This is a genomic window from Novilysobacter viscosus (genome assembly GCF_046600715.1).
In the GTDB taxonomy this organism is placed as follows: Bacteria; Pseudomonadota; Gammaproteobacteria; order Xanthomonadales; family Xanthomonadaceae; genus Lysobacter_C; species Lysobacter_C viscosus.
This window is the reverse complement of sequence record NZ_JBJMAV010000007.1, coordinates 1-17106: the sequence shown is the minus strand read 5'-3', so window position 1 is coordinate 17106 and position 17106 is coordinate 1. Positions and strand designations below refer to the sequence as shown.

Below are 17106 nucleotides of genomic sequence, written 5' to 3'. Positions count from 1 at the left end.
CGGGCCGGGGCATGGCATGGCGACGGCGCCGGGCGCACGGGCGCTCAAGTCGCCGGCGCGCGGGTCGCTACCGTGTAGGAACCATGTCGATGAAAACGGCCGGGCAAAGCCCCGGAATTGTACCAGTCGGAAAGCCGTTGACCCGTACGGTCTAGAATGGGCAGGTCATACAGGGGGAATACCGATGTCCGTTCGCACCGTTGTCCTGACCGCCTGCCTGCTCTTGGCGGGCGCTGCCCATGCACAAACGCTGCCCAGGCCGGCCGAGTTCTATTTCGATGCCGACGCCAGCGCCACCCAGCGCCTGGCCGCCACCGACAAGACCGGTGATGCCGCGGTGCAGGAACTGCTCGACCGCATCGGCCGCAACGCGCGCGACGTCGCGGCGACCGCGCAGCTTGCGCACCTGGCCATGGCCGGCGGTCGCGAAGACCTCGGGCAGGAGCTCTACCGCCGCGCGCTGGCGCAACTCGACGCCAACGACCGCAACTACCGGCCGGTGCTGTGGGGCTACGGCTGGGACCTGTACCGCGCCGATGACCCCGCCGGGGCGCTCGAGCAGTGGACCACCCTGGTCGCGTCGAAGGGACTCAGCAGCACGTGGATGCCGCACACGCTGGCGCTGGCCCTGTGGTCGGTCGGGCGCGAGGAGGAGGCCGTGCAGTGGTACGCCGCGGCGGTGCGTTCCGAACCACAGCAGTGGCGCACGACCACCGGTTACCCGTCGCTGCTGGCGGACTGGACGCCGGCCGAGCGCGAACGGCTGGCCGAGGTCCAGGCCGCGTGGGCCGCCAACCCGCCCCGCTATCCCTGACAGGTGCCCGGCATCCCGGCCCTGAACTAGCATGCGGCGGGGCCTGCCGCCGGCGATTGCCGGACCGGGCAGGCGCCCGGCGGCACTGACGGTGGTGGAAGGGAGCGCGCGCGGGTGATCAACAACACGCTGGATGTAGGTCATTGGCGCGAACGCCTCGGCCGCGATGGCCGGGTGCAGGTCGAGGACTTCCTGCAGGCCGAAGCCGCCCGACACCTCCATGACTGCCTGGCGCGGGACGTGCCCTGGACCCTGGCGATCCGCGACCGCGACGGCGCGCGCACCATCGCGCACGAGCAGTACCGGGCGATGCCCGGCGAGCAGGTGCGCCGGCTGCTGGCGGCCGCCGCCGATACCGGGAAGGCGGGCGCGGACGCCGAGGCCGGCTTCAGCTTCGCCTACGACAGTTACATGATGGTGCGTGCCTACCAGGAGGGGCGCGACCCCGACCTGCTGCTGCACCGCGTACTGGAACTGTTCAATTCGCCCGGTTACCTGGGCCTGGTGCAGGCGCTGTCGGGCGACAGGTCCATCCGCCGGGTCAATGCCCAGGCGACCTGCTACCGGCCGGGCCACTTCCTGCGTTACCACACCGATGTCGACAGCCGCGAAGGCCGGCGCTTCGCGTACGTGCTCAACCTGTCGCGCGGCTGGCAGGCGGACTGGGGCGGGTTGCTGCAGTTCATCGACGAGGCGGGACAGGTCACCGGGACCTTCATGCCGCGATGGAACTCGCTGTCGGTGTTCGCCGTGCCCGCCGGCCATGCGGTGAGCATGGTCGCGCCGTGGGCGGGGACCGACCGTTTGGCCATCACCGGCTGGTGGCTGGCCAGATAGCGTGCCCGCAACGGGTGGGCCATCCGGCTGACGACCGGCAAGACGGAGCGACGCCGCGGCGAGCGTGGGTGCCTCGATGGTGCGGCGCCCGGGCAGCAAGACACGGGTTTGCAGCCAGGTGCCTGGCTGCGGTCCTCGCCCCACGGGCCCGGGCAGGGCACCATCGGCCTTCGACGAGGAGTAGGCGATGGCGTTCGACGCGTTCGCCCTGGTGCTGGCGATGCTGGTGCTGGGGTACCTGTTCCAGCGGCTGAGGGTGCTGCCCGACGATGCCGCGCAGGCGCTGACGCTGGTCGTGCTGTACGTGTGCCTGCCCGCGGCGGTGCTGCGCTATGCGCCACGGCTGGAGCTGTCGCCGGCGTTGCTGGGGGTGGCGGCGGTGCCCTGGCTGCTGCTGGCGGCCACGGTGCTGCTGGTGGGCGCGCTGGCGCGGGTGATGTCGCTGCGCCGCGACCAGCACGGGGTGCTGCTGCTGACCGTCGCCCTGGGCAACACCAGCTTCCTGGGCTATCCGCTGACCCGTGCGCTGATCGGAGAGCACGCGCTGCCGTATGCGGTGGTCTACGACCAGTTCGGTGCGTTCCTGATCATGTCCACGTTCGGTCTGTGGGTGCTGGCCCGCTATGGCGGGGATGCAGTGCCCTCCCCGCGGGAGATGGCCCGCCGGGTGCTGCTGTTCCCGCCGCTGTGGGCGCTGGTGGTGGGGTTGACGGTGATGCCCGCGGCCCCGCCGTCGTGGATCGAAGGGGCGTTGTTGCGGCTGTCGGAGGCATTGCTGCCGCTGGCGATGCTGACCATCGGCCTGTCGGTTCAGTTCGCCTTGCCGCGCGACGAATTCAAGCCGCTGGCGGCCGGGCTGGTGCTGAAGCTGGCGCTGATGCCGGCGCTGGCGCTGCTGCTGGTGCCGCTGCTGGGCATGTCCGGCGACATGGCCCGCACCACCGTGCTGGAGGCGGCGATGCCGTCGATGGTCACCGCGGGCGCGCTCGCCATCGCCCAGGGCATGGCGCCGCGGCTGGCCGCGGCAATGGTCGGGTACGGCCTGTTGCTGTCGCTGCTGACGCTGCCGTTGTGGGCACGGGTGGCAGTGGGGTAGGCGCGGCGACCTGCCGTTACAGTGGGTCCGGGCAAGGGGACGACAGGGAGTTGGCGATGCGAAGGAGCGTGAGGGTAGGAGCGGGGGTCGTCGGGGTGGTCGCACTGGCGGTCGCGGCCCTGCTGGTCGACGGCGATGGGATGGGCCGGCCCACCGAAGCCGGGGGGTCGGCGTCCCCGGCGCTGGCGGGGGATGCCCCGGGCGGTCCCGTCGTGGAGTCGACCGCCGTCCGCGCGGCCGGGCTGCCGGGCGGACTGGCGGGCCTTGACCGGGTGCCCACCAATGTCGAACTCGAGGACAAGCGCGAGCTGGACCGATGGACGCGCCAGTTCGAAGCGGCGGTCGCCGAACGGGTGGCCATGCTGCTTGAACGGGGCGACGCCGGGAGCCTGTACGAGGCGTACCTGCTCATGCCCGGTAGTGGGGCCTTCCGCGAGTTAGCTGGCGACGGGGAGGGGCCAGCGGAGGCATTCGAACAGTACAGCCGTGACCGGTCGTCGATCCTGCAACGTGCGCGCGGACTTGCGCCGGACGATGTCCACCTCGCGCTGCTCGCCGCCCTCGAATGCGGCGTCGCCTACAGCGGCTGCGACCGCGCGTCCGCCATCGAAGACCTGCTCCGGCTGCAGCCGGACAATGCCCTGGGCGCACTGTTCGCGCTTGATGCCGCCCTCGAAGCCGGCGACCGAGCCGCCATCGACCGGTGGTTGGCCCGGGCGGCGGATGCCGACTACTACGACATGGGCTACACGCGCACGGTTGGCGACTACGCGCGGGCGTTTGCCAGCGTGCCTTCGCCGCCCTTGGACCCGCATGTTTTCCGCCGAAGCATGGCGTGGTCGGGGCTGGAGTCACATGACGCAGCTGCCGCCGACGATCCCCGGGACCTGCATGCATTGATCGTGGCCGGTGCGCATCCGCTGCCCTCGACGGTAGGACTGTCCGGCCTGTGCTCGGCGCGTCGCGTGTCCCTGGGCAACCGCGCCAACTGCCATCGCATCTGGCGCCACATGGCAGCAAGCGATACGGCGCTCGCCCAGATGATGTCGCTCAGCCACCTGGTGCAGATGACCGGCGACGCGACGGGCCGGCGGCATTGGCAGGAGCGCCTGCGCCATTTCTCCTGGATAACGCAGGAAGCCAGCCGGTTCCTCGATATGCAGGCATTGCGTGAGCAATCGCGACTGGGCGAGCTCCAGGCCTGGGAGCGCCTGATGCAGCGCCGCGGCATCACCATGCCGGCCGGCTGGCTGCCCGACAACCCGCACTACCGCAGCCTCATCCAGACCGGCCGGCCGCCACCCGACGGCTGACGCCCCGGGCCCGTGATGACCGCATTGACCGCACCGTTGTAGGCTGCGGGACCGGCCGTGCCGGGTCGGCAGAACACCAAGGGGACTTGATGAAGACCGTACTGGTGGCCAGTTCCAAGGGCGGTGTGGGCAAGACCACCATCGCCACCCACCTCGCCGCTCAGGCGGCGCTGGACGGACTCAACACCGTGCTGGTGGACGCGGACCCGCAGGGCTCGTCCACGCACTGGGCGCAGCGTCGCGCCGGGCTGGAGTCGGCGGTCCTGCCGCTCGACGGCACCCGCCGCAAGGCCTGGCGCCGGCAGATCCCCGACGGCACCCAGCGCCTGGTGGTGGATGCGCGCGCCGGGGCGATGGCCGAGGACCTGGACGTGTTCCTGGAAATCGCCGATGCCGTGGTCGTGCCGGTGCAGCCTTCCACCCTGGACATCGAAGCCACCGTGCCGTTCCTGGACTCGCTCGCCCGCCACCCGCGGGTGCGCAAGGGCGAGTTGCGCGTGGGGCTGGTCGGCAACCGGCTCAAGCCGTGGACCAACGCCTCCCAGCAGGCCCTCGACCTGCTCAAGGCCTGGCCGTACCCGGTGGTGGCACAGCTGCGCGACAGCCAGGCCTACGTGGTGCTGACCTCGCTGGGCAAGAGCCTGTTCGACTACCACTCCGCGCAGGTGCGCGACCACCAGGCCGACTGGCAGCCGCTGTTGCGCTGGCTGCGCAAGTGAGGCGCGCCGTGTCCCACGCCCCGCGTTCCCTGCTCCGACCTCCATCCCCTGCCTGCGAGCCCCCATGCGCGAACTGATCCTGCTCCGCCACGCCCACGCCGAACCCGCCGCCCCCGGGCAGGCCGACCTGGACCGTCCGCTGTCGGCCGAAGGGCTGGCCGAAGCCGAGTCCGCGGGGCGCTGGATCAAGGACAGCGGCTGGGTGCCCGACTGCGTGCTGTGCTCGCCATCGCGGCGCACGCGCGAGACCCTGGAGGCGGTGCTCGGCGAGGTCGGCTATATCGACCAGCGGATCGAGCCGTCGATCTACGAGGCCACGCCGGGCAACCTCATCGCCCTGGCCGACGCCTACTGCGAAGTGGGCCGGCTGATGCTGGTGGGCCACAACCCGGGGCTGGAGCGCCTGGCCGCGCTGCTGCACAGCGGCCAGTCCGGTGACTACCGCGGGATGCCGCCCGGCGGGGTGGCGGTGCTGACGATGGAGACCGAAGCCGCGCTGGAGCCGGGCATCGCGCGGCTCACCGCGTTCTGGTGGCCGTGAGCCCGGGCATCTCCGCAAGGACACCGCATGCAGTCGCCCTGGCCGCGCTGCTGGCCCTGCTCGCGGCATGGCCGGCCGGCGTGGCCGCGCAGCAGGCGTTGGGCACGCTGGACGCCGACCAGACCCGTATCCGCTTCGAATTGCGTACCCGCTGGGGGCAACGGGTGATGGGCGAGTTCCCGTCGTTCGAAGGCGAGGTGCTGGCCCTGCCCGGCGAGCAGCGCCAGGTCCGCATCCGGTTGCGCACCGGCGCGGTCGAGGTCGCCGGCTCGGACCGCTATACCCGGGTGGCACGCAGCGAAGGCTTCTTCGACGCCGCGCGCCACCCGTGGATCGAATTCGTGTCCGATCCGCACCCGGCGGCGCTGGTGCAGGACGGAGGACCACTGCGTGGTCGCCTGTCCATGCATGGCGTGACCCACGAGGAAACCTTCCAGGTGAAGCCCTCGTCCTGTGCGCGCCCGGGGCTGGACTGCCCGGTGGTGGCCGCCGGCAGCGTGGACCGCCGCCGCTACGGGCTGGACGGGTATCGTGTCGCCCTGGGCCACCAGGTCCTGTTCGGCATGCAGCTGCGGCTGCGCCCGGCCGGGGGTTGAGCATGCCCTGCGCTAAGCTGCGCCCCGTCGCGCCGAGCGCCACCGACCCCGCCTGATGCCTGCACCCCGACGGTTCCTGCCCCACGCCACGCTGCGCGTGTTCGCGGTGTGGCTGGCGCTCGCGTGCTCGGCCTGCATGACCCTGTCGCCGGACCAGCGAGAACGCGCCAGCGCGATCGCCGCGGCGGCGCGCTCGGAGGTCGCCACCTGTGATGACCGCGACGCCTGCGCGCAGCCCTCACCGCTGCGCAGGCTGGCCGGCAGTGCGTTCGCCCAGTCCACGCCCGGGGCACCGCGACACTACGCGCTGATCCTGGACGAAGGCCCCGACGCGCTGCTGGCGCGGCTGGACCTGCTGCGCAGCGCCACCACCACCATCGACGTTCAGACCTACATCTTCGACGAGGACGACGCCGGCCGGCTGGTGCTGGAGGAGTTGCTGGTCGCGGCCCGCCGCGGCGTGCGCGTGCGCCTGCTGATGGACCAGCTGTCGGGTCTGGAGCGGGTGGAGACACTGGCGGCGCTGGCAGGCGCCCACGCCAACCTGAAGGTGAAGCTGTACAACCCGGTGCTGGGGCGGGCGCGCATCAGCTACCCGCAGTACGTGCTGGCGGCGGCGTGCTGCTGGCGGCAGCTCAACCAGCGCATGCACACCAAGCTGTTCCTGGTGGACGGTGCAGTCGGCATCACCGGCGGGCGCAACTACCAGGACGCCTATTACGACTGGGACCGGGAGTACAACTTCCGCGACCGCGACCTGCTGGTCGCCGGTCCGGTCGCGCGGGCCATGGACGCGGACTTCCTGCGCTTCTGGGACGACCCGCGCAGCATCGCGGTGGAGGAGCTGGCCGACGTCGGCCGCCACCTGCTCAGGTCCGGGGTCCCGGCGCTGGCGCCGCCGGCCTATGCCTTGCCCGAGCGCGCGCAGGCCATGCAGCGCGACGCCGGCGACCCCGCCCGGGTGCAGGCGCGGCTGGCCGACCGGGCGCTGCCGGTGGGCGAGGTCCGCTACATCTCCGATTCGCCCGACAAACACGAGCCGGGCAGCGGCGGCGCGGTGGCATCGACGTCGTTGCGCGGGCTGGTGGAGTCGGCGCGCGAGGAAGTGCTGCTGCAGACCCCGTACCTGGTGCTGTCGGGCGCGGCGCAGGACACCTTCCGGGCGATGCACGAGCGGCCCGATGCGCCGCGGGTGGTGGTCTCGACCAACAGCCTGGCGGCGACGGACGCCTTCATCGTCTACGCGCTTTCGCACAAGTACAAACGTCGCTACCTGCGCGAGTTCGGCTTCGACATCTACGAGTACAAGCCGTTCCCGGCCGACGCCCCGGTCGACCTCAGCGCCACCGGGGTGCCGGTGCCGGCGTTCGAGCCGGGCAATGGCGGCGTCCCGCCCGACCACCAGGCGCTGCGCGAGCGTTACGACACCCGCACCGTGCGCGGGCGTGACGGCTACCGGCGTGCGCTGTCGCGCGAGTACGCCGCGCTGCGCTATGCCAGCCGCCGCGCCAACGAACCGGTGCCGCTCAAGCGCGCCGGCGTGCGCATCGGCCTGCACGCCAAGTCGCTGGTGATCGACGACCGCATCGGCGTGGTCGGCACCCACAACTTCGACCCGCGCGGCGACCACTACAACACCGAGAGCGCGGTGGTGATCGAGGACGCGGCGTTCGCGGGCGAGCTGGCCGCCAGCATCCGCCGCGACATCTCGCCGGCCAACTCCTGGACCATCGCGCCGCGCGACAAGCCGCCGGTGCTGTGGGGGTTGGACTATTCGGTCGGCAAGCTGTTCGAGTACCTGCCGCTGTTCGACCTGTGGCCGCTGCGCTACGCGACCAGCTATGAATTCCAGGCCGGTCCGGACTGCCCGCAACCGTTGCCGCCGGACCACCCGGGATTCCGCGCCTGCTACGTCCCGGTAGGTGACTTTCCGGAGGTCGACCTGGTCGGATTCAAGGGCCTGGGTACGCGGTTCGTGACTGCATTCGGCGCAGGCCTGGCCCCGATCCTCTGAGTGCAACGGGCCCGCGGGGCGAGCGGCCCGCTGGAGCATCGATACGGGTGATCGACCCGGCCCTTCGCGTTGCGACCGGCGTGCCGCGCGTGCCGCCTTGCCCGTGGCCCCGTGGCCCCGCTGGGCCCTCACCTCGTGTCTTCGCCACCGAACGCATGTCCCGGCCGGCGTCTTCCCCGGCTGTTCGCGCCTGTCTGGACCCAGGTCGTCGGTGGGGTGACTTCCGGCACATGGTGCGTCCGATTAGGTGTTGTACTTTACCAACACACCGAGGCACCAGCCCACCCAAACAGGACCCACGACATGAACGCTTCCCCGACCTTCGCCCGCCCCGTCGCCGCCGTCGCCCCGCGCAACCTCCAGGCCGCCGTCTACGTCGCCCGCCGCCCGCGCGCCACCGGCATCGGCTACGGACACAGCAGCGGATATGGCAGCACCCGGCAGTACGCGAACCCGGTCAACCGTCCGCTGTTCCGCTTCGCCTGATCCATCCCGAGTCGCACCTCCTCTCTCCTCCCGCCGTTTCACTCCGCCCCCCAGGACACTGAAATGAACCTCCTCGCCACCGATCGCCCCGCCATCGCCCAGCCAGCCGCCCCGGCAGCATCCGTCCCCCCGGCCGCCGCTGCCCCGTCGACCCAGCCCCGCCGTGCCGCCCGCCGCGAACGCGATGTCGGCATCGGCTATGGCAGCAGCAGCGGCTACGGCTGCACCCGCCGCTACGCGACCCTGTTCAACCAGCGCCTGTTCCGTTGTGCGTGAGGGCTGGCGCGCCCTGACCGCCCGTCCCCTCCCCGAACGGGCCACGCACGACACCCTCCCCTGCGACCCCGGCCGGTGCGCTACGTCCCTCTCCGCGTAGCCCACCGGCCTTGTCCGTGCTGCCGCCGGCCGTTTCGCTCGGCTATCGTGGTGCGATGACCGATACCGCCGCCACGCCCTCGCCCTCGCCCTCGCCCTTCCGCCACCGCCCCGCGCTCGCCGAACTCAACGCCCTGTCGGCCGACACCGCGATCGCCACGCTCGGCATCGTCTTCACCGAGCTGGGCCCGGACTACCTGCGCGGCACCATGCCGGTCGATGCCCGCACCCACCAGCCCTACGGCCTGTTGCACGGTGGTGCCTCGGTGCTGCTGGCAGAAACCCTGGGCAGCAGTGCCGGCAACCTCAGCGTGCCCGAAGGCAAGCTGTGCGTAGGCATCGAGATCAATGCCAACCACGTCCGGGCCGCCCGCCACGGCACGGTGACCGGCACCGCCCGCCCGCTGCATGTGGGCGCCAGCACCCAGGTCTGGGAGATCCGCATCGAGGACGAGCGCGGCCGGCTGGTGTGCGTGTCCCGGCTGACGCTGGCGGTGGTGGCGCGCCCGCCGGGTTGATCGCTGCCCCGGCCCGCTGCGGACGGGCCGGCGCTGGCCCCGGGCCGCCGCGACCCGTATCGTGCCGCCGATGAATGCGCCGCCCCCACCCGCCGGCGGGGGCGCGCCCCCCCCCCCCCCCCCCCCCCCCCCCGGAGGTGGCAATTCCAATCGCCGCCCCGCTCGCAGGTCCGCATGAGGCATGAAAGAGAAGCCCCGCCGGAGCGGGGCTTCTTTCGTTGCGGGCGACGGTGCCAGGTCAGAACGTGTAGCCCACGCGCGCGTAGTAGAAGCCACCGTTGAAACCGTACGGCGCGTGGACCGGGTACTGCGCCCCGGCGATGCCGGCCCACGGGTTGTCGTCGGGGACGTGGTCGAACAGGTTCTGTGCGCCGGCGCTGAAGTACAGGCCCGAGGCGAAGCGCCAGCCGATCTCGGCATCGACCGTCACGGCACTGTCGCCGTAGATCGGCAGTCCGCCATCCTCGACCGTGACCACGTCGCTGTCGAGGTGGTCCTCGTAGAACGAGCCGTAGTAGTTCACGCGCAGGTTGGCGTGGAAGGCCTCGCGCCGGTGGTCGATCCCCAGGTAGCCCTTGGTGCGCGGCAGCGACTCCTCGATCTTCTTGATGCGCGCCTCGGTGATGATCCCGGGCGTGAAGTCGTCGACCTCCGTCCTGTTCCAGTTGGCCGCCATCGAGTAGGTCGTGTCGCCACCGAAGTGGCTGCTGGTGTAGCTGCCCACGAGGTCCACGCCGCTGGTGGTGGTGTCGAAGTCGTTGACGAAGAAACCCACGCGGCTGAGCGACGCGGCCTCCGGGTTGCCGCCGGCGACGAGCGCAGCGCGGTCCTCGTCGGTCAGGGTGAAGTCGGTGCTGCGCGCGATCCGGTCCTCGACCTGGATGTGGTACCAGTCGGCGGTGACCAGCCACGGGCCGTCGTTCCAGACCAGCCCCAGCGAGGCGTTCTGCGAATCTTCCGGCGTCAGCGGTTCGGCGCCGTAGAACGCGGCGATCGGGTTGGTCGGCGGCAGCGTGGCGGTGTCGCGCAGTTCGCCATCGATGAACGCGGTGGTCACCTGGCTGACGTTGGCCTGGCCCGGGGTCGGCGCGCGGAAGCCGGTACTGACGGCGCCACGCGCGGCGAACGTGTCGGTGAAGTCGAAGCGGCCGGTCAACTTCCAGTTGGTGGTGCCGCCGAAGTCGCTGAAGTCCTCGTGGCGTACCGCGGCCGCAAGCAGCAACTGGTCGGTGAAACGCGCCTCAGCGTCGAAATAGACCGCCCAGTTGTCGCGCGCGAAGGTGCCGACCGTGCTCTGGTTGAAGCCGGGGAAACCGTTGGAGCCGATACTGAAGCCCTGTTCGGTCAGCGGCCCGATGGCGGTCGACGGGCCGTCGCCGCCCTTGATCTGGAACTCCTCCTCGCGCCACTCCACGCCCGTTGCAAGCGTCAGCGGACCGCTGGTGAAGCCGGTATCGAAGTCACGGCTCAGGTCGAAGTTGAAGTTGGTCTCGGTCTGGACATTGCCGCCTGGCGAGAACCGCAGCCCGGCCGGCTGGTCGGGGCCGGTCGAGGCGTTGACGGTGTTGAGCAAGTAGAAGTCGATTTCATTGCGGCCGTATGAGCCGCTCAGATCCCAGTGCCAGCCTTCGCCCCAGACGCCCTTGATGCCGGCCACGACCGAGCTGTCCTCCAACTCGCCGCCAAAACGCGGGGTGAAGCCGCCCGGCAGTTGCGAGAGGAAGGTAAAGCAGTCCTCCGGCAGCGCATCGACGGCGGCGCCCACGCCGGCGTACGGCAGCAGGTTTCCATTCGCGTCGCGCAGCGCGATGGTCGGGCAGGTGCCGCCGCTCAGGCTGCCGACCAGCAGGGTCTGCCCGCCATCGTTGGAGTACACGCCCCCGCGCGTGGTCGGGTCGCGGTAGTAGAACCCGCCGGTGACGTCGCGCTGTGCGTAGTTGCCGAACAGGTACGTGTCGACGGTGTCACCCGAGAACCCCATGTTGGCGACGAACTTGAAGTCCTCGTTGACCTCGGGCGAGCCCCAGATCTGCGCCGGGTCGGGGACGTCCGGATAGCCGGCGGCGATGGCCGCCGCGGCGTCGTCGCGCTGGACACTGCGCGAGGTCGGGTCCGCGCTACGCCATTCGGCCGTGAGCGTGGCGAACCCGCGCTCGCTCAACGGCAGGCCGACCTGCGCCGAGTATTGCTGCGTGAAGCCGTCGCCTTCGTAGTACTCGCCAGCGAACGCTTCCACCGTGCCGCCGTGGTCGAGCCGCTTCAGGCCGAAGTTGATGACGCCGGCGATGGCGTCCGAGCCGTACTGCGCAGCCGCGCCATCACGCAGCACCTCGACCTGTTCCAGCGCCAGCGAGGGGAACACCGAGATGTCCGGGCCCTGCGAGCCGTCCGACAGCCCGTGCCCGAGGAAGGTGATGACCGCGGCGCGGTGGCGGCGTTTGCCGTTGACGAGCACCAGCGTGTTGTCCGGCGGCAGGCCGCGCAGGTTGGCCGGGCGCACCAGCGAGGCGGCGTCATCGATCGGGATGGTGCTGACGTTGAAGGACGGCACCAGCACGCGCAGCTTGTCGAGCACGTCCACGGACGGCTGGTTGTGGAACTCCTCGCCGCCCAGGATGTCGATGGGCACCGCCGAGGTGGCCTCGGTGCGCGGCTTGCTGCGCGTGCCGAGCACCGAGACGGTGTCCAGGGTGGTGGTGGACTCGCTGGATTGTGGCCCGGACGGTGGCCCGTCCTGGCCCTCCTGTGCGATCGCCAGGCCGCTGGCGGACAACGCGGCGGCCATGATGGCCAGTCGGATGCCGGCGGACAGGGGGTTGCGTGCGGACGCACGCGGGGCGGTCTTCTTCGTCATCGTGACGTCTCTCCGGAAAGGGGGTGGTTCTCACGGGTGGCGCGTCCATCACGCTCGACCGCTGGGCCGGTCGGCTCAGTCGAGTCTTTAACAGCAAATAAATAAACTACGCAAATGGGAAGGACCGATTCGGCAAAGATCCGCCGTTGGTTTCTGTTCCGTCCTTCCCGCTTCGGGGCGTTTGGCACCCGGGGAGCCGATCCACCACGCGCCTCGACCCAGGGGCGAAAAAAAACCCCGCCGAAGCGGGGTTTTTTCTGTTCCGACCGGTCAACCGGTCAGAAGCGGTACTGCGCCGAAACGCCGAACAGGTTGGCGTTGCCCTCGAACGGACCGGTGAGGCGACTGCCGCTGGCGGCGATGTCGACCTTGGGGTCCTTGGGCTCGATCCGGGTGTAGGCCAGGTTCACGTCCAGCGCGGGGCTGACCTGCCAGGTGGCGCCCAGCGAGTACCACACGCGATCGTCATCGGGCAGGCGCGGGGTGCGGTGCTCGATGCTGGTCGGGGTCTCGTCGTGGGCGATGCCACCGCGCAGGGTCAGCGCCTCGCTCAGCTTGAACTCGGCGCCGACGGAGGCGAAGACGGTGTCCTGCCACTCGAAGGGCTCGACGGCATCCGGGTCCGGGTTGTCGAAGTTGACGCGGACTTCGCGCAGCGACGACCAGCCGGTCTCGGCCCAGGTCGCCATGACCATGAAGCGATCGCTCACGTCATAGGTCGCGGCCAGCGAGGTCACCGACGGGGTGGTCAGCGCGGCGGTGACGCCGCCATCGCGGAACAGCGGCGAGGTCATCGGGCTGGCGCCGAAAACGGCGGCCACGTCCTGCGGCACGGTCCAGTCGGCTTCACCGCTGAGGCTGTAGTCGATTTCCGAGCGGTAGCTCAGGCCCAGCGCCAGGCGGTCGTTCGGACGCAGGTTCACGCCAGCCAGCCAGCCGAAGCCGGTGTCGTCGCCCTGGATCTCGACGAAGCCGTCGCGCGCCTGCGGGCGGGCAAAGGGCAGCGGCCGCGTGGCCGGGTTGGAGAACAGCAGGGTGCCGAAGTCGACCGCCTTGGACAGGGTCACGTCGGCGGACGAGTAGATCGCGCCGATGCCGACCGACAGGTGGTCGGGGATGATGTCCATTGCCGCCGAGAAGGTCAGGTCAACCACCCGCACGTCGGAGGTCTGGGCGAAGTAGCGACCGACCCAGCCGGCTTCGTATTCGGTCTTCAGGCCGAACGGGGCGGACACCATGGCGCCGAGCGCCAGGCCGTTGTCGAGCTTGTGCACGATAGACATCGCCGGCACCGGCGTGATGCCGCCGGCGTTGCCGCCGTTGTTGCCGGTCAAGGGCTGGCCGAGCGCGTCGGTGCCGGCGCCCTGGAATTCATAGTTGAGGTCGATCACGGTCACGTCGGCCTGCACCGTGGTGCCCTCGAACTGGGTCATCGTGGCCGGGTTGTTGACGACCACCGAGGTGTCGCCGGTCTTCACGCCGGAGCCGGCGAAAGCGCTGCCCATGGACTTGACGCTGTTTTCCTTGAGCTGGAAACCCGAGGCCTGGACGTGGCCGAATGCCAGCGCGCCGGTGATGCCCAGCGCGAGCGCGGACAGGCGCGTGAGGCGATGTGCGTGTTGCATGCGTGTCTCTCCAGTGGAGTGTTCTGTATGGTCGTCGCGGGCCGTGGGCGGCTCCGTCGTCGCGGGGTTGCGGCGGCCGGAGCGATCCGACGTACTGCGCCGTATGCACTATAGCGTGCGGGTTAACCTGACGCTAACAATATGACCGGCCGCGCCACGCTACCGTGCGGCCCCCAGAACCTGCCCCGCTCCGCCTGCCGTGGAGCGCTCCGACCGGAACCCCGCCTGGTGTTCATCGCCGTCCCGTCGCGCCAGAAGTCGCCCCTGCGCTGGGCAACGCCGCTGCTGTTCGCGGTGCTGTGGCTGTGTTTCACCTGGGTGGTGCTGGCGCCCGATGGGGAACAGCGCCGGCTGCTGCTGGAGTGGGCGGCATTGTCGGGTGGCCTGGCGTCGCCGGAAGCGTGGCGGGCCTCGTTGCAGGACGGCAACAGCCTGCGCCTGGCCAGCGCGCTGTTCCTGCACGCGGACTGGGCCCACCTGCTGGGCAACCTGGTGTTCTTGCTGATCTTCGGGCTGCCCGCCGAACGCGCGATGGGGCCGTGGCGCTTCCTGCTGCTGTTCCTGGCCGGTGGCGCGGTGGCCAACCTGGCGGCGGTGGCGGTGATCAACACCCCCGACCAGCTGATCATCGGCGCCAGCGGCGCGGTTTCGTCGCTGATCGGGGCCTACCTGGCGCTGTTCCCCGGCGCGCGACTTGGCCTGGTGCTGCCACTGGGCCTGTTCCTGCAGTTCGTCAAGGTACCTGCGGCGCTGCTGATCGGGATCTGGGCCTTGCTGCAGTTCGTCTTCACCTTCATAGGCCCGGCCTACGGCGCGGTCGCGTGGTCGGCGCACTTGGCCGGCTTCGCGTTCGGCGGCGCGTTCGCCCTGCTGGCGCGGGCGGGCATCGCGCGGCGGCTGCGGCGCAGCCGCGGGTACTAGGCCCAGCGGATCTGGCGTTGCCCGACCCCGCCGGCGCTTGCGCTGCGGCAATCGCGCCCCCACCGTTTCGTAGTCCACCACCCGTGCCCGCCAACCCATGTCCAAGCCGCTTTACAAGGTGACGTTCCTCAATGCCGGAAAGGTGTACGAGCTGTACGCCCGGCGCGTGGCATCGGGCGCGCTGTGGGGCTTTACCGAGGTGGCCGACCTGGTGTTCGACGTGCACGAGGGCGTGCTGGTCGACCCCACCGAGGAACGCCTGCGCGACGAATTCGGGCAGACCCGGGTCCTGCACCTGCCGATGCAGAGCATCGTGAGGATCGAGGAAGTCGAGCGTAAGGGCGTGTCCGCGATCCGCGACGCCGCGACCGGCGAACGGGTGGTCACGCCGTTTCCGTTGCCGGCCAAGCCGCGCTGATCCACGGCGGCCAACCCGCTGTCGTACAGCGCCAGCTGAAATAGGGTGTCTCCGCCGGCTCCCCGACCGGGTCCGCGCCGACCGGGCACTTGGCGAGCGGACCTGTCGACGGCGTCGGCGTCCCCGGGTCAGCGGGCAGGAGGGACGGGGCTCGTGGTCGCGCGCTTGAGTTCGGCCAGCGCGGCATCGATGTAGCGCGTGCCCTCCAGGACCTCGCCGGCATTCTTGCCGGCCAGCGCGTCGGCATCACCCTGCAGGTGTCCGGGCAGGCTGGCTTCACTGACGCTCGGGCGGACCGGCTCGTCCGGGCCGTTCTCGGCCTTGAACACCACGTCCGGAACGATGCCCTGGGCCTGGATGGAGCGCCCGTTGGGCGTGTAATAACGCGCCGTGGTCAGCTTGACCGAATCGCCGTTGTCCAGCGGCAGCAGCGTCTGCACCGACCCCTTGCCGAACGTCCGGCTGCCAACCACGCGGGCGCGGTCGTTGTCGCGCAGCGCACCAGCAAGCACCTCCGAGGCACTGGCCGACCCCGCGTCCACCAGCACCACCACCGGCGCGCCGTCCAGCCGGTCACCGGCCGTGGCGCTGAAGCGCGCGTCACTGATGGCGATGCGACCGCGGGTGGCGACGATCTCGCCCGCTTCGAGCAATTCATCGGCGATCTGGACCGCGGATGTCAGCAAACCACCGGGGTTGCTGCGCACGTCGATGACCAGGCCTCTGAGCTCGCCACCGGATTCGGCCTTGAGCGCGTCGACCTTGGTGGCGAAGTCGGTGGCGGTATCGGCCTGGAAAGCGGCAAGCCGGATGTAGCCATAGCCCGGTTCGAGCATGCGCCCGCGCACGCTGGCGATCCGGATGGTCTGTCGCGTGAGGGTCACCTGCAACGGTTCATCCACGCCCTCGCGCTGGAGGGTCAGCTTGACCTCGCTCCCGGCAGGTCCGCGCAGGGGCGCCGAGCTGTCGCCGTCTTCCGACTGCAGCGGCTTGCCGTCGATGGCGGTGATGCGGTCGCCGGGGCGCAGGCCGGCACGCGCCGCGGGCGTGTCGTCGATCGGGGCAATGACCTGCAGGGTGCCGTCGGGCAGGCGTTGCAGCTCAACGCCAACGCCTTCGTAGGCGCCCCGGGCGTTGTCGTCGAAGTTCTCGGCGGCAGCGCTGTCGAGGTAGAGGCTGTGGGGATCCAGGTCCAGCAGCAGGCCCCGGATCGCGGACTGCATCAGCCGGGCGTCATCGATCGGTTCAACGTAGGCCTGCTTCACCGCGTTGTAGACCGCCACATAGCGCCGGATCTCGTCGATCGGTACCCCGGGGGCATCGGCGGCGTCAGCGGCGGGCATGGCTTCTTCGGCAGCGGGCGGAGACGCTTCCTGGCCGTAGGCGGGCAGCGCCCAGGCGGGCATCAGGAACAGGGGAATCAGGCAGCGCAGGCGCATGGATCACTCCGGTAGGGCCGTTGGGCCGGCACGCTGGGCGCAGCGTGTGCGGCGCGGGTTCGATGATGCGGCACGGCCGGCCACGTTAGGTTCGCCCGGGGCAAGCTTTCGTTAACCCCGCCACTCAACGCCGCAGCCACGTGGCCGGGTCGACCGGCTCGCCGTTGCGGCGCAGTTCGAAGTAGAGCGCGGGCCGGCCGTGGCCGCCGGAACTGCCCACCGCGGCTACGGTGTCACCCTTCGACACGCGGTCACCGGCGTCCTTGAGCAGGGCGTCGTTGTGGGCGTACAGGCTCATGTAGCCATTTCCGTGGTCGATGATCAGCAGCAGTCCGTAGCCGGTCATCCACTCCGAATACACCACCTGCCCGTCGGCGACCGCGCTCACCTGGGCGCCGGCATTGGCCCCGATCAGCAGCCCCTCACTGCCGCGACCGTCCGGCAGCTTGCCGCCGTAGCGCGCCAGCAGCGCCCCGGCGACCGGCCAGCCCAGCCCGCCCACTTGCGGAGCCGGGGTGGCGGGGACCGGGCGGGCGACGA

General features: G+C 70.6%; 17 protein-coding genes. 13 read left to right on the top strand and 4 right to left on the bottom strand.

The window, feature by feature from the left end:
- Nucleotides 1-184 precede the first annotated feature (184 nt).
- From ACJQWL_RS11110 to ACJQWL_RS11060, 11 genes are all read left to right on the top strand, one after another.
- Nucleotides 185-814, top strand: a complete 630-nt coding sequence (locus tag ACJQWL_RS11110; RefSeq protein ID WP_330969347.1) for a tetratricopeptide repeat protein — start codon at nucleotides 185-187, stop codon at nucleotides 812-814.
- Nucleotides 815-928: 114 nt separating this feature from the next.
- Nucleotides 929-1651 (top strand): 2OG-Fe(II) oxygenase, encoded by a 723-nt coding sequence (locus ACJQWL_RS11105; protein ID WP_330969346.1) that lies wholly within the window; start codon nucleotides 929-931, stop codon nucleotides 1649-1651.
- A gap of 187 nt (nucleotides 1652-1838) precedes the next feature.
- Nucleotides 1839-2747, top strand: coding sequence for an AEC family transporter (locus tag ACJQWL_RS11100; RefSeq protein ID WP_330969345.1), 909 nt, complete (start codon nucleotides 1839-1841; stop codon nucleotides 2745-2747).
- Between the two features lie 56 nt (nucleotides 2748-2803).
- Nucleotides 2804-4060, top strand: coding sequence for a hypothetical protein (locus ACJQWL_RS11095; RefSeq protein ID WP_330969344.1), 1257 nt, complete (start codon nucleotides 2804-2806; stop codon nucleotides 4058-4060).
- Nucleotides 4061-4149: 89 nt separating this feature from the next.
- Nucleotides 4150-4779 (top strand): nucleotide-binding protein, encoded by a 630-nt coding sequence (locus tag ACJQWL_RS11090; protein ID WP_330969343.1) that lies wholly within the window; start codon nucleotides 4150-4152, stop codon nucleotides 4777-4779.
- A 64-nt stretch (nucleotides 4780-4843) separates the two neighbouring features.
- The gene (locus ACJQWL_RS11085; RefSeq protein WP_330969342.1) at nucleotides 4844-5320 is read left to right on the top strand and encodes a SixA phosphatase family protein; all 477 of its coding nucleotides are present in this window, start codon (nucleotides 4844-4846) and stop codon (nucleotides 5318-5320) included.
- On the top strand, nucleotides 5317-5916 hold the full coding sequence (locus ACJQWL_RS11080; protein WP_330969341.1) for a YceI family protein: 600 nt from the start codon (nucleotides 5317-5319) through the stop codon (nucleotides 5914-5916). Before ACJQWL_RS11085 ends, ACJQWL_RS11080 begins: the two co-directional genes overlap by 4 nt.
- A 55-nt stretch (nucleotides 5917-5971) precedes the next feature.
- Nucleotides 5972-7930: a phospholipase D family protein gene (locus ACJQWL_RS11075; RefSeq protein ID WP_330969340.1), complete on the top strand. Its 1959-nt coding sequence runs from the start codon at nucleotides 5972-5974 to the stop codon at nucleotides 7928-7930.
- Between the two features lie 303 nt (nucleotides 7931-8233).
- Nucleotides 8234-8416 (top strand): hypothetical protein, encoded by a 183-nt coding sequence (locus tag ACJQWL_RS11070; RefSeq protein WP_330969339.1) that lies wholly within the window; start codon nucleotides 8234-8236, stop codon nucleotides 8414-8416.
- A 63-nt stretch (nucleotides 8417-8479) separates the two neighbouring features.
- A complete protein-coding gene (locus ACJQWL_RS11065) occupies nucleotides 8480-8692 on the top strand; it encodes a hypothetical protein (protein ID WP_330969338.1) in 213 nt (70 codons plus the stop codon).
- Between the two features lie 155 nt (nucleotides 8693-8847).
- A complete protein-coding gene (locus tag ACJQWL_RS11060; RefSeq protein WP_330969337.1) occupies nucleotides 8848-9309 on the top strand; it encodes a hotdog fold thioesterase in 462 nt (153 codons plus the stop codon).
- Between the two features lie 238 nt (nucleotides 9310-9547).
- Here ACJQWL_RS11060 and ACJQWL_RS11055 read toward each other — a convergent pair whose 3' ends face one another.
- Nucleotides 9548-12163 carry a TonB-dependent receptor plug domain-containing protein gene (locus tag ACJQWL_RS11055; RefSeq protein WP_330969225.1) on the bottom strand — a complete coding sequence of 872 codons (2616 nt, stop codon included), beginning with the start codon at nucleotides 12161-12163 and terminating at the stop codon, nucleotides 9548-9550.
- A 278-nt stretch (nucleotides 12164-12441) separates the two neighbouring features.
- Entirely contained in the window at nucleotides 12442-13788 is a 1347-nt protein-coding gene (locus ACJQWL_RS11050; protein WP_330969224.1) for an OmpP1/FadL family transporter, read from the bottom strand.
- 228 nt (nucleotides 13789-14016) lie between these two features.
- On the opposite strand from ACJQWL_RS11050, the gene ACJQWL_RS11045 reads away from it, so the two are divergent.
- Both ACJQWL_RS11045 and ACJQWL_RS11040 read left to right on the top strand, forming a co-directional pair.
- Nucleotides 14017-14709: a rhomboid family intramembrane serine protease gene (locus tag ACJQWL_RS11045; protein WP_330969223.1), complete on the top strand. Its 693-nt coding sequence runs from the start codon at nucleotides 14017-14019 to the stop codon at nucleotides 14707-14709.
- Between the two features lie 97 nt (nucleotides 14710-14806).
- Nucleotides 14807-15127: a DUF1820 family protein gene (locus ACJQWL_RS11040; protein WP_330969222.1), complete on the top strand. Its 321-nt coding sequence runs from the start codon at nucleotides 14807-14809 to the stop codon at nucleotides 15125-15127.
- Nucleotides 15128-15255: 128 nt separating this feature from the next.
- Here ACJQWL_RS11040 and ACJQWL_RS11035 read toward each other — a convergent pair whose 3' ends face one another.
- Both ACJQWL_RS11035 and ACJQWL_RS11030 read right to left on the bottom strand, forming a co-directional pair.
- Nucleotides 15256-16566, bottom strand: a complete 1311-nt coding sequence (locus ACJQWL_RS11035; RefSeq protein WP_330969221.1) for a S41 family peptidase — start codon at nucleotides 16564-16566, stop codon at nucleotides 15256-15258.
- A gap of 124 nt (nucleotides 16567-16690) precedes the next feature.
- Nucleotides 16691-17106, bottom strand: a 416-nt coding sequence (locus ACJQWL_RS11030) for a murein hydrolase activator EnvC family protein (RefSeq protein WP_411300899.1), incomplete at its 5' end; no start/stop codon positions are given.